The organism is Algibacter amylolyticus (assembly GCF_014202225.1).
Taxonomy (GTDB): Bacteria; Bacteroidota; Bacteroidia; order Flavobacteriales; family Flavobacteriaceae; genus Algibacter_B; species Algibacter_B amylolyticus.
Genome location: NZ_JACHGE010000001.1, coordinates 1,096,025 through 1,119,367, shown reverse-complemented (window position 1 = coordinate 1,119,367; position 23,343 = coordinate 1,096,025). Strand labels below are relative to the sequence as shown.

The following is a 23,343-nucleotide window of genomic DNA, read 5'->3' as shown; positions in this document are numbered from 1 at the left end:
GTCTTATTTCTTTCTACGTTCTACAATATATTTATTACTTGCCTTAGTCTTAGAACGGGTTCTGTAACCTTTAGCTGGAATACCGTTTCTAGAACGAGGATGTCCACCTGAAGACTTACCTTCACCACCACCCATTGGGTGATCGACTGGATTCATTACTACTGGTCTAGTACGTGGTCTTCTTCCTAACCATCTTGTTCTACCTGCCTTACCACCTACTAATAATTGGTGATCTGAGTTAGATACAACACCTATTGTAGCCATACAGTTTACAAGAATTAATCTTGTTTCACCTGAAGGCAATTTAACCGTAGCAAACTTACCATCTCTTGCCATTAATTGAGCAAAAGCACCTGCACTACGAGCCATAATAGCTCCTTGACCTGGACGTAACTCTATACAAGAAATAATAGTTCCTAAAGGAATCTCACTTAATGGCATTGCATTTCCAATTTCTGGAGCAATACCTTCTTTACCTGACACTACATTTTGCCCAACCTGAAGTCCATTTTGAGCAATAATGTATCTTTTCTCACCATCTTGATAATTCAATAGAGCGATAAAAGCTGTTCTATTTGGATCGTATTGGATTGAAGCTACTTCACCAGGAATACCAGCTTTGTCTCTTTTAAAATCGATAATACGATACTTTCTTTTATGACCACCACCTATGTAGCGCATAGTCATTTTTCCTTCACTGTTTCTACCACCAGACCTTTTGTTCGGAACGAGTAAACTCTTTTCCGGCTTATCAGTAGTAATAGCATCATAGCCGTTTACTACTCTAAATCGCTGTCCTGGTGTGATTGGTTTTAATTTTCTTACTGACATCTGTCTTTAATTACATGTTACTGTATAAATCAATCATTTCACCTTCCGCCAGTTGTACAATTGCTTTTTTAACAGCATTTGTTTTACCATGTTGAATACCAGTTTTTGTAAACTTGGTACTACGATCTGGACGGACATTTATAGTACGAACTTTTTCAACAGAAACACCATAAGCAGCCTCAACCGCTTTTTTGATTTCTACCTTGTTCGCCTTAGTTTTCACTGCGAAAGTATAGCAGTTTCTCAACTCGCTATTAGCTGTCGCTTTTTCTGTGATTATAGGTTTAATTAAGATACTCATTGTTTCTATTTACTTAAATTTGTTTCAATTCCTGCTAAAGCTCCTTCTAACAATACTACTTGTCCTGCATTAAGTATTTTGTAAGTGCTTAACTCTGAAGAAGTTATAACTTCTGTGCTTTTTAAATTACGCGATGACAAATATACGTTATTATTTGACCCACCCAACACAAACAGTGTTTTTTTGTTTTCAAGCTCTAAAGCCTTTAAAACTGCAGTAAAGTTTTTTGTCTTTACATTATCAAAATTAAAGTCTTCTAAAACTGTAATTGACTTCTCTCCTGCTTTGATACTTAAGGCAGACTTACGCGCTAAACGCTTTAAGTTTTTATTAAGTTTGAAGCTGTAATTTCTAGGTCTTGGACCGAACATACGACCACCACCTTTAAATACACCAGACTTAATACTACCTGCTCTTGCTGTACCAGTTCCTTTTTGCTTTTTAATCTTACGAGTAGATCCAGAAATCTCAGCTCTTTCTTTCGATTTATGAGTTCCTTGACGTTGGTTTGCTAAATATTGTTTAACATCCAAATATACTGCATGATTATTAGGCTCAATAGCAAACACATCTTTAGAAAGGTCTGCCTTTCTACCTGTGTCTTTTCCGTTTATATCTAAAACTGCTACTTTCATTATTTTCTAATAATTACATAAGCGTTTTTATGACCAGGAACACATCCTTTAATCACAAGTAGGTTCTTTTCAGCAACTACTTTTAAAACTCTTAAATTTTGAACTTTAACTGTGTCTCCACCCATTCTTCCTGCCATTTTCATGCCTTTAAAAACACGAGCAGGGTAAGATGCAGCTCCAATAGATCCTGGCGCTCTTAAACGGTTATGTTGACCGTGAGTAGCTTGACCTACACCACCGAAACCATGACGTTTTACAACACCTTGAAATCCTTTACCTTTAGATGTTCCTGCTACATCAACAAATTCACCTTCAGTGAAATGTTCAACAGTGATTGCATCTCCTAATTTGTACTCCGCATCAAAACCTTTGAATTCAACAACTTTGCGTTTTACAGAAGTACCCGCTTTTTTAGCATGACCTAAGTCTGCTTTAGTAGCGCTCTTTTCTGTCGCGTCATCGAAACCTAATTGAACAGCAGAATAGCCGTCAACCTCTTCAGTTCTGACTTGGGTAACGATACATGGTCCAGCTTCGATTACTGTACAAGGAATGTTTTTCCCGTTTTCATCAAAGATGCTGGTCATACCGATTTTCTTTCCAATTAACCCAGACATAATTATTTATTTAATTTATTACTATTTGTCATTAAAATTCAAGGCTGAAAATACGTTTCAGCCTTGAATTGTATTTTTACCGTTTTTCCCTCGCTCGCAGCTTAGGACATGTAAGTTTATCTAACTAAACTTTGATCTCTACTTCAACACCACTTGGTAATTCAAGCTTCATTAACGCATCAATAGTTTTTGATGACGAAGAGTAGATATCCAATAATCTCTTATAAGATGATAATTGAAATTGCTCTCTTGATTTCTTGTTTACGTGTGGAGAACGTAATACAGTGAAAATTTTCTTGTGTGTTGGTAATGGAATTGGTCCAGTTACAACAGCACCAGTACTCTTTACTGTTTTTACAATCTTATCAGCAGACTTATCTACTAAGTTGTGATCGTAAGATTTTAATTTAATTCTGATTTTTTGACTCATTTTCTTAAGATTTACGATTCAACTCCTTTAGCTGCTTTTATTACTTCTTCAGATATATTAGAAGGCGTTTGAGCATAGTGTGAAAATTCCATTGTTGATGTTGCACGACCAGAAGATAATGTTCTTAATGTTGTTACATAACCAAACATTTCTGATAATGGTACAGTAGCTTTTACCGTTTTTGCACCAGCTCTATCACCCATGTCACTTACTTGACCTCTTCTTCTATTTAAATCACCTACAATATCACCCATGTTTTCTTCTGGAGTGATAACTTCAAGTTTCATAATAGGCTCCATAATAACAGCCTTAGCCGCTTTTGCAACGTTTTTGAAACCTAATTTAGCAGCTAATTCGAAAGATAATTGATCAGAATCCACATCATGGTAAGATCCATCTCTTAACGTAATTTTCATAGCGTCTACCTCAAAACCTGCTAATGGTCCATTTACCATTGCTTGTTTAAATCCTTTTTCAATTGAAGGGATAAATTCTTTAGGAACGTTACCACCTTTAATTACAGATTCAAACTGAAGTCCAATTTGTCCTTCATCAGCTGGCTCAATAGTAAACACAATATCTGCGAATTTACCACGACCACCAGATTGTTTCTTGTAAACTTCTCTATGATCTGCAGAAGCTGTAATAGCCTCCTTATACTCAACTTGAGGTTGACCTTGATTAACCTCTACTTTGAATTCACGTTTTAAACGATCTACAATTACATCTAAGTGTAACTCACCCATTCCAGAAATAATAGTCTGTCCTGAAGCTTCGTCTGAACGTACAGTAAATGTAGGATCTTCTTCAGCTAATTTAGCTAAGCCCATACCTAATTTATCTACATCAGCCTTAGTTTTTGGCTCAACCGCAATACCAATTACTGGATCTGGGAAGTCCATAGACTCTAATACAATTGGGTGCTTTTCATCTGAAAGTGTATCTCCTGTTTTGATAGATTTAAATCCAACAGCAGCTCCAATATCTCCAGCTTCTATATAATCAATTGCGTTTTGCTTGTTAGCGTGCATTTGGTAAATACGAGAAATACGCTCTTTTTTACCTGAACGGTTATTCAATACGTAAGAACCTGCGTCTAAACGACCTGAATAAGCTCTAAAGAAAGCTAAACGACCTACAAAAGGATCGGTAGCAATTTTAAATGCTAATGCTGCGAACGGCTCTTTTACAGATGGCTTACGAATTTCTTCTTTATCTGTATCAGGATTTGTTCCAACAATACCTTCTTTATCCATTGGAGAAGGTAAATAACGACATACAGCATCTAATAAGAACTGAACACCTTTATTTTTAAAAGCAGAACCACAAATCATAGGAATAATAGCCATATCCATTACAGCAGCTCTAAGTGCAGCATGCACTTCGTCTTCAGTAATAGAATTTTCATCTTCCATGAATTTCTCTAAAAGATTCTCGTCATATCCAGCTACTTCTTCGATAAGTAAAGCACGGTATTTACGAGCCTCTTCTTTTAAATCGTCTGGAATTTCAATAACATCAAAAGTTGCCCCTTGAGTTTCATCATGCCATACGATAGCTCTGTTTTTTACTAAATCTATAATACCTCTAAAATCATCTTCGTCACCAATGTTTAAAACGATTGGCACCGCGTTAGATTTTAACATATCTTTTACTTGTTGACAAACTCCTAAAAAGTCTGATCCTTGACGGTCCATTTTATTAACGAAACCAATTCTAGGCACTTTATAGTTATCAGCTAATCTCCAGTTAGTTTCAGATTGAGGCTCAACACCATCAACTGCACTAAATAAAAACACTAAACCATCAAGAACACGTAATGAACGATTTACTTCAACAGTAAAATCAACGTGACCTGGTGTGTCAATAATATTAAAGTGGTAATCCTTAGCATCTGCTGTTGGTTCACCATTTTCAATAGGGAATTTCCATTCACAAGTTGTAGCAGCAGAAGTAATTGTAATACCTCTTTCTTGCTCTTGCTCCATCCAGTCCATTGTAGCAGCACCATCATGTACTTCTCCAATTTTGTGAGAAACTCCAGTATAATAAAGAATACGCTCTGTTGTTGTTGTTTTACCAGCATCAATATGAGCAGCAATTCCTATGTTTCTTGTATATTTTAAATCTCTTGCCATGTCTTAGAATCTAAAGTGAGAGAATGCTTTGTTTGCTTCTGCCATTTTGTGAGTATCAACTCTTTTCTTAACCGCCGCTCCTTCTTCTTTAGCTGCTGCTAAAACCTCAGAGGCTAAACGTAACGCCATTGATTTTTCGTTTCTTTTACGTGAATAGCTAATTAACCATTTCATTGCAGTAGAAACTTTACGATCTGGACGAATTTGCATTGGAATTTGGAATGTTGCTCCACCAACACGACGACTACGTACTTCTACGTGAGGCATAACGTTAGATAAGGCATCTTTCCAGATTTCTAAACCTGTTTTCTCTTCGTCAGTTTTTTTCGAATCTACAATATCAATTGCATCGTAGAATACCTTAAAAGCGACAGACTTTTTTCCATCCCACATCATCATGTTAACGAAACGAGTTACTAACTGATCGTTAAATTTAGGGTCTGGTAAAAGCGGTCTCTTTTTTGCTGCTCTTTTTCTCATGTCTTCTTCTTAAAGTTTTAATTACTTTTTAGGGCGTTTTGCACCATACTTAGATCTACGTTGCGTTCTACCTGAAACACCTGCTGTGTCTAAAGCACCACGTACAATGTGATATCTAACTCCTGGTAAATCTTTTACCCTTCCACCTCTAACCAATACTATCGAGTGCTCTTGTAGATTGTGTCCTTCACCACCGATGTATGCGTTAACCTCGTTACCGTTTGTTAAACGAACCCTTGCTACCTTTCTCATTGCTGAATTTGGTTTTTTAGGAGTTGTTGTGTAAACACGAGTACACACACCACGTCTTTGCGGACAAGAATCTAAAGCAGCCGATTTACTCTTCTTGGTTATTTTGGCTCTTCCTTTTCTTACTAATTGCGAAATTGTTGGCATATATATTATATATAAATTTTATTATCCTCTTTTTAAGAGGGGTGCAAATGTAGAAATTAATTTTTAGAATTCAAATCCTAATCGGTTAATTTTTAAGAGTTTTCAAAAATATTATCAATCTCCATATTATAAACCTAGATTTTACGTTAGATTTACATAAAAAAAAGCCGTTTAAAAAAGTGCAAAAACCTTCTTACTTCATCCTTATTATATATATCCTTTTTTCTTTAGAAGGCTTAAGTCAGAATTTAATTTTAAATATTGGAGGAGAAAACGAATTAGAAACACTTATAATAGATTCCATTGGCTACGTTAAATTTCATAAAGACTACAAGTCCATAAGAAACGAAACTAAAGCGGCGCAGAATAAGTTTTCAAAACTAGGCTATATTGAAAATGAATTATTCGCTATTAAAAGGATAAACGATAGTACGTTTCATTCTACAATGCACTTAAAAAACAAATTTGACTCCTTATATATATTTTACGATAATACAAAAACCGATACATCTACACTAAATTTAGTTTCTAACGATATTTATAACGACTATTTCATCCTTAAGTTACAAAATATTGAAAAAGCATTAAACATTATAAATACCGAGATTTCTCAAAAAGGCTTCCCGTTCTCTAAAGTCAAACTATCTCAACTTGAAATAAAAAAAAATAGAACTTTAAAAGCGCAATTAATAACCAGCAATAACACCACTAAACGAACCATAAGCAATATTAAAGTACAGGGCTATGAGAAATTCCCAAAATCCTATTTAAAACATTATTTAAAAATAAAACAAAATCAAAACTTTGATATAGATAACATAAAATCAAAAACTGAACAACTAACAAACTTGAATTTCGCAAACGAAGTAAAAGCACCAGAAGTTTTATTTTTAAAAGATTCTACAACACTTTATCTATACCTAGAAAAATCTAAAAGCAACAATTTTGATGGCTTTTTAGGATTTGGAACAAACGAAGAAACGAATAAACTAGAGTTTGATGGTTATTTAAATCTTAAGCTTAATAACAATTTAAATTTTGGAGAATCTTTCAGCCTACGTTACAAGAGCGATGAGAACGATCAAAAAACATTTGAAGTTAATACCGAGCTACCCTATCTATTCAATTCACCAATTGGCATAAACTTAATGTTGAGAATTTTTAAAAAAGACACCTCGTTTACAACTGTAAACCAACACGTAAAGATTAACTACCAAATAAATTCTAGCTCTAAAATATTTGCCGGAATCACCACCACAGAATCAAACAATACACTCAACAACAATAATAGCTTAAACATAAACGATTATAATACGACGCTATACAACTTAGCATATCAATATGTAAAACAGCAAAACAATAACTTACTATTCCCCATAAGTTCCAAAATATATTTTGAAACCGGAATCGGAAACAGAATAACTAAAGATAACAAAGAAAAGCAGTCACAAATTTCATTCGAATTAATGAAAATTATAAACTTAAACAATAAAAACAGTTTATATATTAAAACAAATGGAAACAGTTTAATATCAAACAGCTATTTTGAAAATGAATTATTAAGATTTGGAGGTATAAACTCATTAAGAGGTTTTGAAGAAAATAGTTTGAACGCTACTTTTTACAACTTAATAAATACTGAATACCGATATCAATTAAACAATTCCATTTACATCCATAGCATTATCGACGCCGGTTATTTTGAAAACAAAACGCAAAGCACCAAAGAAAAACTGTTTGGTTACGGCTTTGGGTTTGCTATTCTTACAAAGTCAGGCCTACTGAAACTTAACTATGCTAATGGCAAAAATGAGAATACACCATTTAAATTAGCTAATTCTAAATTACACTTCAGTTTGACCGCAAATTTCTAGTTCTCATTTATTAAATCCTTAAAAATTTGAGCATTTCCCCAAATTTTAACCATTATTTATTGTTTTATTAACTTTAATTTATGATTTTTGGCATTGACTAATTCAAATAATTACAAAATGAAAACAAAGTTTAGTGGAATTCTAACGCTATTACTAGCGTTTGTCGTGCAACTAACGTTCGCACAAGAAAAGACAATTTCAGGAACAGTATCGGATGCCTCAGGGCTCCCACTACCTGGAGCTACTGTCTTAGTAAAAGGTACTTCATCAGGTACATCATCAGATTTCGATGGTAATTATTCATTAAAAGCTAACCAAGGAGGTACTTTGGTATTTAGTTTTGTTGGATACACTACGAAAGAGGTTGCTGTTGGCGCTTCAAGCAAAATTAATGTTACACTTGAAGAAGATGCAGAATCTTTAGAAGAAGTAGTTGTAACTGCTTTTGGTATTAAACGTCAATCAAAATCCCTAGGATATTCAGCGACAAAGGTTTCTAACAAGGATCTTACTGAAGTATCTACTAGTAACCCACTTGAAACTCTTTCAGGTAAAATTGCGGGTGTTGATATTTCTTCACCAGCTCAACCAGGAGCGTCAACAAAAGTTATTTTTAGAGGTATTAGTTCAATTACAGGATCTAATGCGCCGCTTTATGTTGTAGATGGTTCTCCTATTCTAGATAGATCAAATAGTAGTGTGGGGAGCACAAGTTCTTTCGATGCCGGATCTGGTGTAAATGATATTGACCCTAATAACATTGAAAGCATTAACTTCTTAAAAGGTGCTGCAGCAACAGCCTTATATGGTTCTAGAGCAGCAAATGGAGCTATTATTATTCAAACCAAAAGAGGTAAGAATAAAATGAGAGTTAGTATATCTTCTTCTACAGATTTCTTAGAGCTAGCAAGAACAACAGATACTCAAAAAGAATTTGGTACAGGTTGGGCCGGAGCTTCTTACTCTAGTGTAACAGGAGAAGGATCTACAGCAGCAAGTAATGAAAATGGATCATGGGGAGCACCTTTTAATGGTCAAATAAGACCTTGGAGTAGAATTATTGATAATTCACAACTTATAAAGCCTTATGAAGCATTAGAGAATAATGTTAGAGATTTTTATGAAACAGGAACCTCTTTTAATAACAGTATCACTATTAGTAGTGGTAACGATAACTCAGATGTTGCGTTTACTTATTCTAGAGTAGATGTTGATGGTATTTTCCCTTCAGATGGTGATACTTTCGTAAAGAACAACTTTGGTGTTAACGCTGGTATTGGTTCAGATAAATTTAAAGTACGTCTAAGCGCAAATTACGCACATAAAGAGCAATCTGCTATTCCTACTGGACAAGGAGATGATGCTGGATTTGGTAAATCTTTAACTCAAGAGTTAATTCAAATACCAAACGATATTAGTATTATTGATTTAGAAGACCAAACTAACCTTTTTAATACACCTAGTTACTTCTACACGCCTTATGCTGCTAACCCATATGTAACTTTAAACTCTAATAGTGTAGAGATCAAAAAAGATAGATTCTATGGTAATGCAAACTTTAATTATGCCTTTACAGATAAATTTTCTGCACAATTTCAAGTAGGTACAGATATCGACAACGAAAGCATTAAACGTTACGGAGCTATAATTGAATATGTACCTGGATCTCCTCAAGACCTTGGAGGAGCAAACGGAGTAGTTGGAGCTGTACAAGAATCAAAATATACTAACAGAGAATTTGATACTTACCTTAACTTAAACTACAACACTAATATTTCTGAAGATTTAACTTTAAATGCTTTAGGAGGAATTAACTTTAATGAAAGAAATGGAGAGTCATTAAGCGTAACGGTTAACGATTTAGATTTACCTAACTATTATGAACTTAGTAACTCTGCATCTACACCAGTTTTAGCACAAAGTGATTATGTAAGACGTGTATTTGGTATTTATGGTCAAGCTGAATTTGGTTATTTAGACAAATATTTCTTAACAGTTACTGCTAGAAATGATTTTTCTTCTACTTTACCATTAGCTAACAACTCATACTTCTACCCTTCTGCATCTTTAGCTGCTATTGTTATTGACAATGGAAGTACATTTACTAAGTTAAGAGGTGGTTTTGCTAGAGTAGGTAATGACACAAATGTTTACAGCGTATCTGCCACAGCAGGTCAATCAGCAAACGATGCTTATTTTGGAAACGTAACTTATCCGTTTGGAGGTGTTAATGCTTATGAGATTTTTGGAAGAATTGAAAATCAAAACTTAAAACCTGAACTTACAGATGAAATCGAGTTAGGATTTGATACTCAATTCTTTAACAGAAGACTTGGTTTAGACGTTTCATTATATAGTAGAAAAACTAACGATTTAATCGTTGACCTACCTGTAGCACGTTCAACAGGATACTCAACTGTTACAGCTAACCCTGTTGACTTAACAAACAAAGGTATAGAATTATTACTTACAGCTAAACCTATTGTTTCAGACAACTTTTCTTGGAATTTAAGCTATACGTTTACTAAAAATGATAGTGAAGTAACTAGAGTTGGAAATGACGATGGAAAAGTATCTATTTACAATGCTTACGGAGTTAATTTCTATGCCGAAGAAGGAAAACCACTTGGAACATTTTACGGTCCAGCGCCTACAAGAAATGATGAAGGGCAAATAATTGCAAATCCTGACACAGGATATTATACTTATGATGGTACTGAAGTTGAGCTAGGAAATTCTCAGAGAGATTTTATAATGGGATTAAAAAACACATTCACTTATAAAGATTTCACATTCAATATGGGATGGGACTGGAAACAAGGTGGTGAAATGTATTCATACACAAAACGTCTTAACTATTTTGTTGGTAATGGTATCGAAACAACATATAACGGCAGAAACCCATGGATAATACCAAACTCGGTAGTTCCTGATGGATCTGGTGGTTATGTTGAAAACACAACTCCAGTAGCATTTGATGATGTAACAGCTTTTTATAATACACAACAAAATGCAGCTGTAGAACAAGATCATATTATCGATAAAACGTTTATCAGACTAAGAGACGTTTCATTATCTTACTCATTCCCGTCTAAGGTAATTGATCAGTTAAACTTGACTAACCTAACATTTACTATTTATGGTAAAAACCTGTTTTTATGGACACCAGCAGATAACACTTATGTAGATCCAGAAACAACAAGTTACGGTAGAGGAATAAGAAGTGAATTTGGAGAATTTGCTGCTAATCCATCACAAAGAGCTTATGGTGGTAGTATTAAATTAACATTTTAACAAAACTTAAAATACTCAAATAAAAATGAAAAATATATATAAAAAAATATCTAGCCTTTTTGTTGCTAGTACCATGTTATTCTTTGTAGCATGTGATACGGACTTAGATATTAATATAGACCCAGATTTATTAGCACCATCACAAGTACCGATGGGCTCTCAAATGCCAGCTGCACAAACAGGTATAGCAGCAAGTGCAGGATCATATTATGCTTTAGCTGGTGGATTTTGGAGTCAATTTTGGACACAAAGTGCTGTAGCGAATCAATACAAAAATATTGATGACTACACATTAGGAGCTGCGGACAACTTCATTAATGGAAGCTGGTCTTCAATGTACGATGCTTTAACTGATGCTAGAAATGTAAAAGCCAATGCCTTGGCTCAAGAAAACTGGAATTTCTATCTAGTTGCCACAACATTAGAAGTATATGCATCTCACTTACTAATAGATTTTTATGGTTCTATTCCTTACACTGAAGCAAACAATGCAGCAATTTTAAACCCTGCTTTTGATGCACCTGAGTTAGTATATGATAATATGGTAGCCGATTTAAAAAATGCATTAGGAAGAAACTTAGCTGATTCACCAGTAGATAACACCCCTGGAGCTTCTGATTTTCTCTTTGGAGGAGATATGACTAAATGGACACAATTTGCAAATACTTTATTACTTAAAATCTACTTAAGACAATCTGAGGTTAGACCTACTGTTGCCCAAAACGGAATTACATCTTTAATTAATTCTGGTGCTTCATTCTTAAATGAAGATGCGGCTATCACTCAGTTTACTGATGAAGACAGTAAAAGTAACCCTTTATATGAAACAGATAGACGTCAATTAAATGTTGCAACAAACCTAAGAGCAAGTACTACTTTAGGCAGCTATTTAGATTCTAATAGCGACCCAAGATTAGCTAGTTTTTATGACGGAACTACTTTTCAAAACCAAGGTGACTTTGACGACGGAAGCGGAAGTGCATCTGTTGTAATTTTATCAGCTGACGCACCGTTCTATTTTATCTCTAAGGCAGAAAGCTTATTTTTACAAGCAGAAGCACGTGCAAGATATATGGGAGGTACAAACGCTCAAACTTTATACGAAGATGGAGTTACTGCTGCATTTGACCAATGGGGTGCGGATGCTACAACATTTATCAGCGGTAATTACGCATATCCAAATGCTAGTACCGAAGAGAATGTTGAAGCTATTATTACTCAAAAATGGGTATCACTTTTTCCTGGCAACGGATTTGAATCATTTATTGAACATAACAGAACTGGATATCCTAAAGTATCTACGGTCGATCAAACATCTCCAGGATATGTACCTGGTCAGTTTGCATATTCAGTGGAAGGAAAAACAGGTGGTCAATTCCCTAAACGATTTGAATACCCTCAAGAAGAAAGCCAAAGAAATACTAACGCTCCCAATACTGTAATTAAAATTACAGAGCCAGTTTGGTATGATGCTAATTAAAAAAAAGAAAAAGATGAAAAAATTTATTATAGTAATTTTAGTTATTACAGGAACATTTTTGTCCTGTAGTGTAGACTCAACTGGAGATGTTTCTACAGTAACAGTATTTCCGGAACTTAGTATTAATGGTGATGCCATTGTTTATTCTGAATTAGGACAACCATTTAATGATCCCGGAGCAAACGCCTCAGTAGCTGGAGCGGCGGTTGGTTTCGACACTGAAAGTGATATAGACGTAAATACTCCTGGATTTTACACAGTATCATATTCTACTGAAAACGCAGATGGTTTTTTAGCTTCTGCATCACGTACTGTTATTGTTTATGAAAACAATGGAACTATAGCAGGAGTGTATATGGGTAGAAGAGTTGGCCCTGGAAGGGTACCAAGTCCTGTACTAGTATCAACTAGAACTGATGGCAATTTTGATTGTACAGATCTTTTAGGTGGTTATTATGAGAGAAGTTTAAATAATTATGGAGCTGCTTATGGAGCAGATGCAGTGATTATGGTAGATTTTGGCTCTAACACAGTTACTTCAACTGGTAGTGTAATAGGTTTTGGACCAATAGCAATGAGCGCAGGAACTATTTCTGCCGATCAAAGAACAATGAACTGGATTGCTACCCTTACCGATTATGATTTTGGTTTCCCAGTGGAACTTGTTAAAACTACACCTTAATTTTATAAATATTAATAAATATGAAAACAATAAATAAATATATAGTAATTTCAATACTTAGTTTATTCTTCGTGTCTTCTCTTGTTTCATGTGATGAAACAGAAGATGCTGATGCTGGAGGAACTAAAACTGAAGCGATGGCAGGAGATTGGTACGTACAAACTTTTGTAGGTGATAATCTAGTACTAGACTACCAATTAATGTCTACCTACAACACCGCTGCTAACAACCAATCAGAAATTTGGGTGGATGATCATCATCACATTTGGGATTTTAAAGTAAAAACACCCGTAAATGTTTCTGCTTTAACTTTTTCTGGTTCTGATTTAGAAAGTAGTGTAGACGATTACGATGTTAATGTAACTATTACAAATGGAACTATTACCAAAGGAGACACTGAAACTTCAGGAGGTAATATGAGTGACGGAATATCTTTTGATGCTGAATTCTCAGATGATGCCGGTACCACATATACTATTAAAGGTTACAAAAGAACTGGATTTGCTGAAGATGAGCACTAAATAGTTCTTACATTTTAATATTTATAAAGCCATCTCAATTGAGATGGCTTTATTCTTTAATTTCATATCAATTAAATTCAAATGAAACAAAGTAATTACTTAAATATAATTTTAATATTTATAACATTACTCTCATGTAGTGAGGATAATAATATTACAATATTGCCTCCAGAACCTGAAGAACCTGTTGTTATTATCCCAGAACAAAACACAGTTGGATTAATTGAATTTAAACCCAAAGTCTATGACGGATATACTTTATTTACACCTTCAAAATCGAAAAAAACCTATTTAATAAATAACTGCGGAGAAGTAATTAACCAATGGGTAAGTAATTATAATTCTGGAAAATCAGTATTCCTATTAGAAGATGGATCAATATTAAGGGCTAGAGAAATACTTAATCCAAATATTCAAATTGGGGGCATTGGTGGAGTAATTGAACGATTTGACTGGCGTAATAATTTACTATGGAGTTATATGCATACTTCAGAAACTTTTAGTCAACACCATGATGCCGTTCCTTTAAAAAATGGAAACATTCTATTACTAATAGCTGAATCAATCACAAAAACAGAAGCTATTCAAAAAGGAAGAAATCCTGATACGATGGCTACTGATCTACTATACACCGAAAAAATAATTGAAATAGAACCGATTGGAAATAACAACGCTAATATCGTTTGGGAATGGAATATTTGGGATCATTTAATACAAGACTTTGATATCACTAAAGATAACTACGGTGTAATTAATGAAAACCCTCAACTCATGGATATAAATTTTGTAGGTAGATCCGGAGACAAAGCAGATTGGCTACATGCCAATTCTATACAATATAACGAAGAACTAGATGAAATCATTATAAGCTTCCAAGGCACAAGCGAAATTATGATTATCGACCATTCCACAACAACTGCACAATCTACCTCACATACAGGTGGAAAAAAAGGCAAAGGAGGAGATATCCTCTATAGATGGGGTAATCCAATGGCCTATAAGTTGGGTAACGAAAATGATAGAACATTGTACGGCCAACATTATCCTCATTGGATACCCAATGAATACAATGATGGTGGTAAAATCTTAATTTTTAATAATGGGTTAGATAGACCTACTGGAGATTTTTCAAGCGTTAACATAATAAACCCAATAAAGAATAGTCAAGGCCAGTATATAATTACATCCAATAAGCCATTTGATCCAATTAAACCAGAATGGGAATACAACGATATTGGTAACTTCTTTTCCGAAATTATTTCTGGTGCTCAACGCTTACCAAATGGTAATACTCTTATTTGCGAAGGACAAATGGGACGTTTTTTTGAAATAAATGATAAAAATCAAAAAATATGGGAATATATTAATCCCGATTCCGGAACGGGTATTTTATCTCAGGGCGACCAACCACTTGATAATGCCGTATTTAGAGCATTTAAGTATAGTAAAGATTATCCTGCTTTTAAAAACAGGGAATTAATTACTGGCAATCCGATAGAACAAAACCCTTCTATGACAAATTGTAAATAATCAAAATTAAAACTATCCTGTTTAAGCTGGTTTTTTTATACCTTTACCCCAATGGAAAACCAAACACAAATATTCGGAATACGTGCCATAATAGAGGCCGTAAATGCAGGTGAAACTATCGATAAAGTATTTCTTCAAAAAGGAGAAAGAGGCGAGCTATTTGGTGAGCTAGAATCTTTATTAAATAAAAAGTCGATAAACAAATCGTATGTTCCTGTTGAAAAACTGAATAGGTTAACCAAAAACAACCATCAAGGTGCGGTTGCACAAATATCCCCTATTGAGTTTCACGACATGGAAACCTTAGTTATGAGTGTTATGGAATCTGGTAAAACTCCACTTTTTCTTTTACTAGACCAGCTAAGTGATGTGCGTAATTTTGGCGCTATTATCAGAACTGCAGAATGTACGGGTGTTAACGGTATTATAATTCAAAAAAATGGTAGTGCTCCCGTTAATGGCGATACCATAAAAACGAGTGCTGGTGCTGTATTTAAAATTCCTATTTGTAAAGTAGACCACATAAAAGATGCTGTTTTTTACATGCAAGCATCTGGTGTAAAAGTTATAGCTGCTACCGAGAAAACCAACGACACCTTATACGATGTATCCTTTGTTGAGCCATGTGCTATAATTATGGGATCGGAAGGCAGAGGTATAAACCCTTCTACGTTAAAAGTTGTAGACTCTAAAGCGAAACTACCTTTACTAGGAGACATTGAATCTTTAAACGTGTCTGTAGCTTGTGGTGCTTTTTTATACGAAGTAGTAAGACAGCGACTAAATAAGTAAGCTCTCGCCGTTTTCAATCCTAGTGGTTCTTCAAAATTGTAGTAATAGATTTTAAATCTACTTCCCATTAATCATTTTCAGGGTTTTCTTTTTTGAAGTGATAATTTATATGAAGTTGCTCCTCCTCTACTTCTATTTCGGGCTCAACGGATTCTATAAAATTTCCATTTTCATCGAAATGTTGTAAAAAAGGGTCGTCTTCTTCATTATAATGTTCTTGTTCCCAAATGTACTTTTTAGGTTTTGCAATTTCTTTTCTGAAGATAAAAGCAAATAATAGGCCTGTAATTAAACCTGCCATATGCCCTTCCCAGGATATACCTTGCTCGATGGGTAAGGTATACCAAATCATACTTCCGTATAAAAATATAACGAGTAACGACAAGGCTATTAAGCGGTAATGCTTAGCAAATACACCTTTAAAAAAAGTAAAACTTACTAAAACATAAATAAGTCCGCTAGCACCAATATGGTACGATGGCCTACCAATACACCAAGTAAGAAAACCCGATAATAATACACCCCATAAAAGAACTTTCCAAGCAATATGCCTATAGAAATAAAACAAAGCTGTAGATAAAACAAATAAAGGCACTGTATTATGGTAAATGTGTTTGATGTCGCCATGAATAAAAGGACTCAGTAAAACGCCTCGTAACCCTTTTAAAGTTTGTGGATACACCCCATATTTACTAAAATTATAACCAAACCGGACTTCAAACCAAAATACAAGCCAAATGGCAAGTACAAAAAACACAGGATAGGCAATTACACCCGTAGAGAATTGAAAATGTTCTTTATTTTTCATTACCATAAATTTAGCAAATAGTTATCCAACTTTAGGTTTCGTGCTAAATTGGCAGTTATGCCGCCACTTGAGGGATTGCTTTAAAAAGTCCACAGCCCAACGTAGTAGGTGCGAGGACTTGTAACCCTTCAACTCCGCTCAGGATAAACTCAAGCCCGCTCCTCGATTTTTTTACTGAAGACATGCCCAAACTAAAAAGAAAACCATTTCGATTGCCATGTAAATGCATAAAACGAAAATTTTACTTTAATTTTGTAACTATGAACGACAACGCTCCTTTAGCCGAACGCTTGCGGCCACAAACCTTAAAAGACTACGTAAGTCAGGCACATTTGGTGGGCGAAGGTGGTGCATTATCGCAACATATAAAACAGGGTTTAATTCCGTCGATGATATTTTGGGGACCTCCAGGAACCGGAAAAACAACTTTAGCCAACATTATTGCTAGCGAATCTGGCAGACCATTTTACACGCTTAGCGCCATAAATTCTGGGGTTAAAGATATTCGCGAGGTTATTGATAAAGCCAAACAAAGTGGTGGTTTATTTACCACAAAAAATCCAATTTTGTTTATTGACGAGATCCATAGATTTAGTAAATCACAACAAGACTCGCTGTTACAGGCCGTAGAAAAAGGTTGGATTACGCTAATTGGTGCCACTACCGAGAACCCGAGTTTCGAGGTTATATCGGCACTGCTATCTCGCTGTCAGGTTTATATTTTAAATGCTTTCGATAAAACCGATTTAGAAACGCTTTTAAAACGCGCTATCGAAACCGATGTACATATTTCTAAAAAAAATATAACCCTTAAGGAAACCACTGCCCTATTGAGGCTGTCGGGTGGCGATGCTAGAAAATTACTAAACATTTTCGAGCTTTTAGTAAATTCCTTTAGCACCAACGATATTGTTATAACCGACGAAGCTGTTTTAGAAAACATACAAAACAACACCGTACGTTACGACAAAACAGGCGAACAGCATTACGATATTATTTCGGCGTTTATAAAATCCATCCGTGGTAGCGACCCAAATGGCGCCGTATATTGGTTAGCTCGAATGATTGAAGGTGGCGAAGATGTAAAATTTATTGCACGACGTTTACTCATTTCGGCAAGCGAAGATATTGGTAACGCCAACCCAACGGCACTTGTAATTGCCAATAACGCATTTCAGGCCGTTACTACCATTGGCTACCCCGAAGCCCGCATTATTTTAAGCCAGTGCGCCACTTATTTGGCATGTTCGCCTAAAAGTAATGCCTCGTACATGGCCATTGGTATGGCGCAGCAATTGGTTAAACAAACAGGCGATTTAAGCGTGCCTATAGAAATTAGAAACGCTCCCACTAAACTAATGAAAGAGCTCGGTTATGGCGACAATTATAAATACGCACACAATTACGAAAATAATTTTGCGCCACAAGAATTTCTGCCAGACGAAATTAAAAACCAAAAACTTTACGACCCCGGAAATAATGCTCGCGAAAACGCACACAGAGAGTTTTTAAAACAACGTTGGAAAGACAAATACAACTATTAACATATTTAGGGCGTTACCTTTTACTCATGCCTACAAGGTAAAAACCCTTGCAGGATCGCAAAAGGTCGGGCTTTCACTACTCGCTCCCTCCTTAGGTCGGGGAGCTTAAACAAACCGTTCAATCCCTAACGCAAACAGCGTATTCAAAATAAACTTTAGAATTTAATATTGAGAGTTTCTTGCTCTAAACTAGCACCAGCATAGTACTCAATAACCCAATCGTTACCTTTTTTATACACAATAGAGCTACTACCCTCAACCAAATACACATCTTTTAAATTCGTGTTTTTTATACGGTATACTACTTTTGGCGAACTATCAACCAACTGAAATCCATTATCAATAGCCTGCGCATATAACACGTTCGATGCGCCTTGTATTACTGCAACATCTTCAACTGGCGTTTGCGCCACTACTTTAGGTTTAGCAGGTGCTTTAGAAGCACTTACTGCTGCCACTTTAGCCTCTTTTTCTTGTTTTAATAACTCTATTTCCTTTTTTAAATGCTGTATTTGCTCGGTAGTTTCAGTTTTTACTTGGGGTTGTGCAGCTTTAACAATCAAATTTTCGTTTGGTACATACTTGTAATTTAAGGCTTCAATAGATTTAAAGGCATCACGCAACGCTAAATTATAGGCAGTTTTAAACTCTTTTTCTCTGCTCTCTCCCATTTCAGAAGTATAAACTAATTTATCATTACAATCCTTAAACGTTACAGCTAGCCTAGTTTTAAACATACCTGGTTCTTTTGTAACATCCGAAAATAATGCTAAACACCTATTTTGATTCAATTCCTCAGGATAATCAGAGCCTTCCATAACAGCTTCAAAACCATATTTTTCAAATAAAAATTTGGTTAAGGAGTTAAGTTGGTATTGATCCTTTTCCTTTAAAAAATCGTACTTTTTAGATACAATAACGTATTTGTAATTATTAATATTAGCCTGCGCAAACACAGTTGTTGCAAAAAGACATGTTATAGCAAAAGTTAAAAATTTAATTTTCATTTATTATTAAATATATAGTTAAAACCTAATTGTAAAGATACACTTTGTGCATCGTAAATATTTTGATATTGTAAAAAATTATCAGCTAACACATAAAAATTAGCACCTCCTAAATGGGCCGATACTCCCAAACCAATATTATTAAATGAATATGAATCTAAGGTATAAGTGGCCTTCATTCTTAAGCCATTAAAAAGTCTTCGGTAATAATATGCTGTTAATGCTAACTGTGGGCTTTTAGGTCTTTTTATAGCATATAACTGGGCTCCTACCCTGTTCATATAAGGTTGTTCGCCTGCCAAACAATTGCACTCTTTTAATCTTTTTTTGCCAAAAGCATAATTTAAAGATGCATTAAATTTAATTGGTCTCCAGGTGGTATAAGCATCACTATTTTCGTTGGTATCAAATAAATCTTCAAACTCGTCTTCAATTTCACTATAAAATTCATCTGCAGTATCTCCTTCATTTGTGTCGAAAAAAATAGGATCTACACCTTCAAAAATCAATTCGCCTTTAACTTCGTAGTTTTCTACTTCTTTGCTGTGTCTAATAAAACCAACATCTTGTAAACTTGCATCGAACGTCCATTGATTATCTAAATTATAGGTAAACCCCACGTCGAAACCAAGACCTAAATTCCCTCCCAATAATGTTCGTGTTAAAATATCTTTTGGTTCAAAAGCATTGTCTTCGCCATTTAAGGCATAACCAGAAGTTCTTAGCGCCGTATCTAAATTAAAAATATGCTGATAAAAATTATTTCCTCCTAAAACCGTGGTAAAGTAACCTTCGTTTTTATTTGAGGTTGCGTTAATTATACTAGAATAAATTTTACCTCTTGCACCGTAGGTAAACTTATCATTTACTTTTTTGTTGTAGCCTACATGCCACACGGCAATTACCTCAGCCGAGGCACTAACGCTACTAACATCAAACCGTCTCCCAATGTTAGCTTGATTACCTTCTAAGGCTAAAACCGCAATGTCTTTAGGGAAATAGGTTATAAAATCGAATTCTTGATACACTCCAAAACTTAAGTATTGGTTTTTATTGTAACTAGGCCCAATTGCAAAACCACCAGAAACTATTTCTAGTTGTTGATTGGCGGTAAAAAAATCACCTGGTTTGGCATCATAGACAACCCGCCTAAATTTTGTACTAAAGTCGACACCATCAGCTGCAAACAAATCGTAAACGGTTGCTCCAGACGAACCTCCATTTACATGAAAATGGGATAAAAAAGGAATTCCAAAATAACCTGTATTAGTTACTTTTCCTCCAGGGTTAGAAAGAAGCGATTGTGGTATTTCTGAAAATCCATACAACAGCTGTTTGTTTTGGCTAAAACACAAAACGCTTGTAAGTATTAATATCAGGCTAATTGCTTTCATAATTAGTCTTTAATATTAAAATAAAAAACACTTTTAGACTGCATATTTATTCGCCCAGGCGAATTTTCATTAACCTCATCACCAGGTTGCATGGTAATAGTAAAACTCAATTTTCCGGTAACCATTAAAGCTCTTAAGGTGTTACCTTCAAAAACCTCTGTATATTTTGTGTAAATCTCCGAATTATCTGGTGATGCCGATGCTTCAAAAGAAAAGGTGTGTACCAATTGATCTAAATCATCCAAAAAATCTATTTGCAGCTCATAACTTCTGTCAATAGAGTTTACAACCTCGAATACAAATTCTGCCTTAATAAGATGACTTCTATTAAAACTATTTTTAAAAATATCTACTTCAATAAAATCAGAAGACTCATTAACCTCTGTTCCTCCCTCGAAAAACTCACTTGCAGGAGCCTCAAAAAAAAGCAAACTATTTTCAATAACTGGCGATAGCTCTAAGTCTTCAGCTTGGTTTAAATCGATTTCTTCTGTACACGACCAGAAACACATCGCTAAACTAAGTACTAAACCATATATTTTATATATTTTTCCCTCCATGCTTTTTATAAAACGAACTAATACTTAATCTATTATAGATATTTTTTTAATTGTATTAAATTATCAATTTGCTTAATTTTACTATCTACCTCCAAATTATTGATATCAAAAAACACGACATCCATTCCTATGTTTTTTGCGCCCATAATATCGGCCTCATAACTGTCACCTATCATCACACTTTTACTAGCATTGGTATTTGCCAAATTTAATGCATAATTAAATATTTTAGGGTTAGGTTTTTTTACACCGGCAATTTCCGAATTGGTAATAGTTTTAAAATAATGATTTATTTTGGAATGACTCATTTTTTTATATTGAACCTCATCGAAACCATTAGTTATTATATGTAGCGTATAATTTAAGCTTAAATATTCTAGGATCTCGAAGGTGTTTTCAAATAAATGATTAAAGCTTGATAAATGCGTTATATAATCATCTGACAATTTATTTATTAAACCAGTATCAACCTTAAATCCAACAGCCTCAAAGGTGTCGTTTAACCTCCCGTAACGTAATGTATCCTTTTGTATTTTTTCTTCTCTGTACAGTTTCCAATAGTTTAAATTAATGGGTTCGTAATGTTCCAAAAAATCTTTAACAGCTATATTTACGTTATTGATTTTAAAAATTTTATCAAATGTTAATGCCGAATTTTTGTCAAAATCCCAAAGTGTATGGTCTAAATCAAAAAACACATCTGTTATTCCTTTAAGCTTCATTTGGTGAATCTAAAATTAAATTAAACAATTCTTTAAACCCGTCCCAGCGCTTATAATCGCTAAACGTATAATTATGAAAAATGGGCACAAATTGACCGTCTACTTGTTTTATTTGATAAATAAGCTCGTTTAAAACCTTCTTTTTATCTAATAAAGATTTTTGCTTAAGCAACGTAAAATCCATAAGTTGATAAGGTACAATTTTTAAAGGTGTTTGTACTTCGTAATCTAAATCGTAAAACAAAAATGGTGTACAAGAGCCGGCTCTAAACCCTAAATGATTTACATAACCCATGGTGTAATCTTCCTTAATTTCTAAGGCAATAAGGTTTCTATAAGTTTCAGGTAAATTAAGTTTTGAAAAAGATTGTCTAGATGCTTTTAAATTTCTGTTTAAAATATCTTCCATTTTAAGTTTTTCTTTCTTTAAAAGGCTTTCATCATCTAGAGCGAAATAGGAAATTTTTAGTCCTACGTCGCAATAATCGCCAACGTGTTTAATAAGCGATATAAATCGTTTTTTGTTTGGGTTAATCCCTTTGTCGTAAGTAGAGTAATCGCCTAACAAGAAAAAGAAAAGAAAGGAAAACGAAGAGCTTTTTTGTCGGTTTATTAAGTACTTAAATGTATCAAAAGGATCGTGCTTAAAGCCCATAATTACGGCAAACCTAGTGTACAAACTTTTAAGCCTTAACCTAGCTAAATCTTTAAGAGAGCCACCCAATGTTCTCATAATACCCTTTAATTTATAAGTATACGCCGAGGGCACATCTATAACGGGTTTTATTTGATAACTCCTGGTTGGAAATTCGAAATCTGGAAATTGCTTTTTTAAAGCATCTCTAAATTTATAGGCCCAAATATCGACTACTGGTTGATGCAAAAAACCTTCTTGAAACGCTAAACTTTCGGTGGCTGTAAAACGTCCGTATTCATCTTTTACATGCGGTAAATACTCTTCGTATCTAGATAATAAATAAAAAGAAGCCGAAAACACATCAAAAGGAATACTGCTTTTTTCGCCTAAGTAGAAAAAGCATTTTGTATGCTCCCAGGTATGGATATGGATATCAATATCATTTAACCCTTGCTCGAATAAAATATCGTGACTTTTAATATAAAACTCGTTACCCAATTGCTGTTTCGTATAGGACATTTTCAAGCTATCGTGGGCAATAAACGTTTCAATTTTAGTTGTAAAACTAACTTCAATGCCTAAAACTCGTGTACAAATATGCTTAAAAACATATTTGAGTCGAGGCGATATTTTATGGGTATAAACTAATAACATAATTTCAGTTTGCAGT

General features: G+C 34.5%; 22 protein-coding genes. 8 read left to right on the top strand and 14 right to left on the bottom strand.

All coding sequences use genetic code 11. The features are described from left to right. Positions 1 to 3 precede the first annotated feature (3 nt). From rplB to rpsL, 8 genes are all read right to left on the bottom strand, one after another. Positions 4 to 831 (bottom strand): 50S ribosomal protein L2, encoded by an 828-nt coding sequence (gene rplB / locus HNQ90_RS04795; RefSeq protein ID WP_144115513.1) that lies wholly within the window; start codon positions 829 to 831, stop codon positions 4 to 6. Positions 832 to 841: 10 nt separating this feature from the next. After that, on the bottom strand, positions 842 to 1,132 hold the full coding sequence (rplW, locus tag HNQ90_RS04790) for a 50S ribosomal protein L23 (protein ID WP_072399589.1): 291 nt from the start codon (positions 1,130 to 1,132) through the stop codon (positions 842 to 844). 5 nt (positions 1,133 to 1,137) lie between these two features. After that, on the bottom strand, positions 1,138 to 1,767 hold the full coding sequence (rplD, locus tag HNQ90_RS04785; protein WP_092847758.1) for a 50S ribosomal protein L4: 630 nt from the start codon (positions 1,765 to 1,767) through the stop codon (positions 1,138 to 1,140). Continuing rightward, complete coding sequence (rplC, locus tag HNQ90_RS04780) at positions 1,767 to 2,384, bottom strand: 50S ribosomal protein L3 (protein ID WP_144115512.1); 618 nt, start codon at positions 2,382 to 2,384, stop codon at positions 1,767 to 1,769. The genes rplD and rplC overlap by 1 nt, the downstream gene beginning before the upstream one ends. A gap of 124 nt (positions 2,385 to 2,508) precedes the next feature. After that, complete coding sequence (gene rpsJ, locus HNQ90_RS04775) at positions 2,509 to 2,814, bottom strand: 30S ribosomal protein S10 (RefSeq protein ID WP_007650482.1); 306 nt, start codon at positions 2,812 to 2,814, stop codon at positions 2,509 to 2,511. An 11-nt stretch (positions 2,815 to 2,825) separates the two neighbouring features. Beyond that, the gene (gene fusA, locus HNQ90_RS04770; protein WP_144115511.1) at positions 2,826 to 4,952 is read right to left on the bottom strand and encodes an elongation factor G; all 2,127 of its coding nucleotides are present in this window, start codon (positions 4,950 to 4,952) and stop codon (positions 2,826 to 2,828) included. A 3-nt stretch (positions 4,953 to 4,955) separates the two neighbouring features. After that, positions 4,956 to 5,432: a 30S ribosomal protein S7 gene (gene rpsG / locus HNQ90_RS04765; protein WP_144115510.1), complete on the bottom strand. Its 477-nt coding sequence runs from the start codon at positions 5,430 to 5,432 to the stop codon at positions 4,956 to 4,958. 21 nt (positions 5,433 to 5,453) lie between these two features. Then, complete coding sequence (gene rpsL / locus HNQ90_RS04760) at positions 5,454 to 5,828, bottom strand: 30S ribosomal protein S12 (RefSeq protein ID WP_019386263.1); 375 nt, start codon at positions 5,826 to 5,828, stop codon at positions 5,454 to 5,456. 179 nt (positions 5,829 to 6,007) lie between these two features. Here rpsL and HNQ90_RS04755 point away from each other — a divergent pair, with 179 nt between their 5' ends. From HNQ90_RS04755 to rlmB, 7 genes are all read left to right on the top strand, one after another. Then, positions 6,008 to 7,702: a POTRA domain-containing protein gene (locus HNQ90_RS04755; protein ID WP_144115509.1), complete on the top strand. Its 1,695-nt coding sequence runs from the start codon at positions 6,008 to 6,010 to the stop codon at positions 7,700 to 7,702. Between the two features lie 117 nt (positions 7,703 to 7,819). Next, positions 7,820 to 10,996 (top strand): SusC/RagA family TonB-linked outer membrane protein, encoded by a 3,177-nt coding sequence (locus tag HNQ90_RS04750; RefSeq protein ID WP_144115508.1) that lies wholly within the window; start codon positions 7,820 to 7,822, stop codon positions 10,994 to 10,996. Between the two features lie 25 nt (positions 10,997 to 11,021). Continuing rightward, positions 11,022 to 12,476 (top strand): SusD/RagB family nutrient-binding outer membrane lipoprotein, encoded by a 1,455-nt coding sequence (locus HNQ90_RS04745; RefSeq protein WP_144115507.1) that lies wholly within the window; start codon positions 11,022 to 11,024, stop codon positions 12,474 to 12,476. 13 nt (positions 12,477 to 12,489) lie between these two features. After that, a complete protein-coding gene (locus HNQ90_RS04740) occupies positions 12,490 to 13,158 on the top strand; it encodes an immunoglobulin-like domain-containing protein (RefSeq protein WP_172625822.1) in 669 nt (222 codons plus the stop codon). Positions 13,159 to 13,178: 20 nt separating this feature from the next. Continuing rightward, a complete protein-coding gene (locus HNQ90_RS04735; RefSeq protein WP_144115505.1) occupies positions 13,179 to 13,679 on the top strand; it encodes a lipid-binding protein in 501 nt (166 codons plus the stop codon). A gap of 81 nt (positions 13,680 to 13,760) precedes the next feature. Continuing rightward, positions 13,761 to 15,209 carry an aryl-sulfate sulfotransferase gene (locus HNQ90_RS04730; protein ID WP_144115504.1) on the top strand — a complete coding sequence of 483 codons (1,449 nt, stop codon included), beginning with the start codon at positions 13,761 to 13,763 and terminating at the stop codon, positions 15,207 to 15,209. A gap of 51 nt (positions 15,210 to 15,260) precedes the next feature. Further along, on the top strand, positions 15,261 to 16,001 hold the full coding sequence (gene rlmB / locus HNQ90_RS04725) for a 23S rRNA (guanosine(2251)-2'-O)-methyltransferase RlmB (protein WP_144115503.1): 741 nt from the start codon (positions 15,261 to 15,263) through the stop codon (positions 15,999 to 16,001). 67 nt (positions 16,002 to 16,068) lie between these two features. Here rlmB and HNQ90_RS04720 read toward each other — a convergent pair whose 3' ends face one another. Beyond that, positions 16,069 to 16,809, bottom strand: coding sequence for a rhomboid family intramembrane serine protease (locus HNQ90_RS04720; protein ID WP_144115502.1), 741 nt, complete (start codon positions 16,807 to 16,809; stop codon positions 16,069 to 16,071). 260 nt (positions 16,810 to 17,069) lie between these two features. Here HNQ90_RS04720 and HNQ90_RS04715 point away from each other — a divergent pair, with 260 nt between their 5' ends. After that, positions 17,070 to 18,353 carry a replication-associated recombination protein A gene (locus HNQ90_RS04715; RefSeq protein ID WP_144115501.1) on the top strand — a complete coding sequence of 428 codons (1,284 nt, stop codon included), beginning with the start codon at positions 17,070 to 17,072 and terminating at the stop codon, positions 18,351 to 18,353. A gap of 155 nt (positions 18,354 to 18,508) precedes the next feature. Here HNQ90_RS04715 and HNQ90_RS04710 read toward each other — a convergent pair whose 3' ends face one another. From HNQ90_RS04710 to HNQ90_RS04690, 5 genes are read right to left on the bottom strand one after another with little or no spacing between them, the layout of a single operon-like run. Continuing rightward, positions 18,509 to 19,360, bottom strand: a complete 852-nt coding sequence (locus tag HNQ90_RS04710; protein WP_144115500.1) for a hypothetical protein — start codon at positions 19,358 to 19,360, stop codon at positions 18,509 to 18,511. After that, positions 19,357 to 20,754 carry a DUF5723 family protein gene (locus HNQ90_RS04705; protein WP_144115499.1) on the bottom strand — a complete coding sequence of 466 codons (1,398 nt, stop codon included), beginning with the start codon at positions 20,752 to 20,754 and terminating at the stop codon, positions 19,357 to 19,359. Before HNQ90_RS04705 ends, HNQ90_RS04710 begins: the two co-directional genes overlap by 4 nt. A 2-nt stretch (positions 20,755 to 20,756) precedes the next feature. Next, positions 20,757 to 21,314: a hypothetical protein gene (locus HNQ90_RS04700; protein WP_144115498.1), complete on the bottom strand. Its 558-nt coding sequence runs from the start codon at positions 21,312 to 21,314 to the stop codon at positions 20,757 to 20,759. Between the two features lie 32 nt (positions 21,315 to 21,346). Beyond that, positions 21,347 to 22,036, bottom strand: a complete 690-nt coding sequence (locus HNQ90_RS04695; protein ID WP_144115497.1) for a YjjG family noncanonical pyrimidine nucleotidase — start codon at positions 22,034 to 22,036, stop codon at positions 21,347 to 21,349. Then, the gene (locus HNQ90_RS04690) at positions 22,026 to 23,327 is read right to left on the bottom strand and encodes a polysaccharide deacetylase family protein (RefSeq protein WP_144115496.1); all 1,302 of its coding nucleotides are present in this window, start codon (positions 23,325 to 23,327) and stop codon (positions 22,026 to 22,028) included. Before HNQ90_RS04690 ends, HNQ90_RS04695 begins: the two co-directional genes overlap by 11 nt. Positions 23,328 to 23,343 lie beyond the last annotated feature (16 nt).

Coding starts and splice junctions, on each gene's coding strand:
- rplB (WP_144115513.1), bottom strand. CDS start 831: ATGTCAGTAAGAAAATTAAAACCAATCACACCAGGACAGCGATTTAGA.
- rplW (WP_072399589.1), bottom strand. CDS start 1,132: ATGAGTATCTTAATTAAACCTATAATCACAGAAAAAGCGACAGCTAAT.
- rplD (WP_092847758.1), bottom strand. CDS start 1,767: ATGAAAGTAGCAGTTTTAGATATAAACGGAAAAGACACAGGTAGAAAG.
- rplC (WP_144115512.1), bottom strand. CDS start 2,384: ATGTCTGGGTTAATTGGAAAGAAAATCGGTATGACCAGCATCTTTGAT.
- rpsJ (WP_007650482.1), bottom strand. CDS start 2,814: ATGAGTCAAAAAATCAGAATTAAATTAAAATCTTACGATCACAACTTA.
- fusA (WP_144115511.1), bottom strand. CDS start 4,952: ATGGCAAGAGATTTAAAATATACAAGAAACATAGGAATTGCTGCTCAT.
- rpsG (WP_144115510.1), bottom strand. CDS start 5,432: ATGAGAAAAAGAGCAGCAAAAAAGAGACCGCTTTTACCAGACCCTAAA.
- rpsL (WP_019386263.1), bottom strand. CDS start 5,828: ATGCCAACAATTTCGCAATTAGTAAGAAAAGGAAGAGCCAAAATAACC.
- HNQ90_RS04750 (WP_144115508.1), top strand. CDS start 7,820: ATGAAAACAAAGTTTAGTGGAATTCTAACGCTATTACTAGCGTTTGTC.
- HNQ90_RS04745 (WP_144115507.1), top strand. CDS start 11,022: ATGAAAAATATATATAAAAAAATATCTAGCCTTTTTGTTGCTAGTACC.
- HNQ90_RS04740 (WP_172625822.1), top strand. CDS start 12,490: ATGAAAAAATTTATTATAGTAATTTTAGTTATTACAGGAACATTTTTG.
- HNQ90_RS04735 (WP_144115505.1), top strand. CDS start 13,179: ATGAAAACAATAAATAAATATATAGTAATTTCAATACTTAGTTTATTC.
- HNQ90_RS04730 (WP_144115504.1), top strand. CDS start 13,761: ATGAAACAAAGTAATTACTTAAATATAATTTTAATATTTATAACATTA.
- rlmB (WP_144115503.1), top strand. CDS start 15,261: ATGGAAAACCAAACACAAATATTCGGAATACGTGCCATAATAGAGGCC.
- HNQ90_RS04720 (WP_144115502.1), bottom strand. CDS start 16,809: ATGAAAAATAAAGAACATTTTCAATTCTCTACGGGTGTAATTGCCTAT.
- HNQ90_RS04715 (WP_144115501.1), top strand. CDS start 17,070: ATGAACGACAACGCTCCTTTAGCCGAACGCTTGCGGCCACAAACCTTA.
- HNQ90_RS04710 (WP_144115500.1), bottom strand. CDS start 19,360: ATGAAAATTAAATTTTTAACTTTTGCTATAACATGTCTTTTTGCAACA.
- HNQ90_RS04705 (WP_144115499.1), bottom strand. CDS start 20,754: ATGAAAGCAATTAGCCTGATATTAATACTTACAAGCGTTTTGTGTTTT.
- HNQ90_RS04700 (WP_144115498.1), bottom strand. CDS start 21,314: ATGGAGGGAAAAATATATAAAATATATGGTTTAGTACTTAGTTTAGCG.
- HNQ90_RS04695 (WP_144115497.1), bottom strand. CDS start 22,036: ATGAAGCTTAAAGGAATAACAGATGTGTTTTTTGATTTAGACCATACA.
- HNQ90_RS04690 (WP_144115496.1), bottom strand. CDS start 23,327: ATGTTATTAGTTTATACCCATAAAATATCGCCTCGACTCAAATATGTT.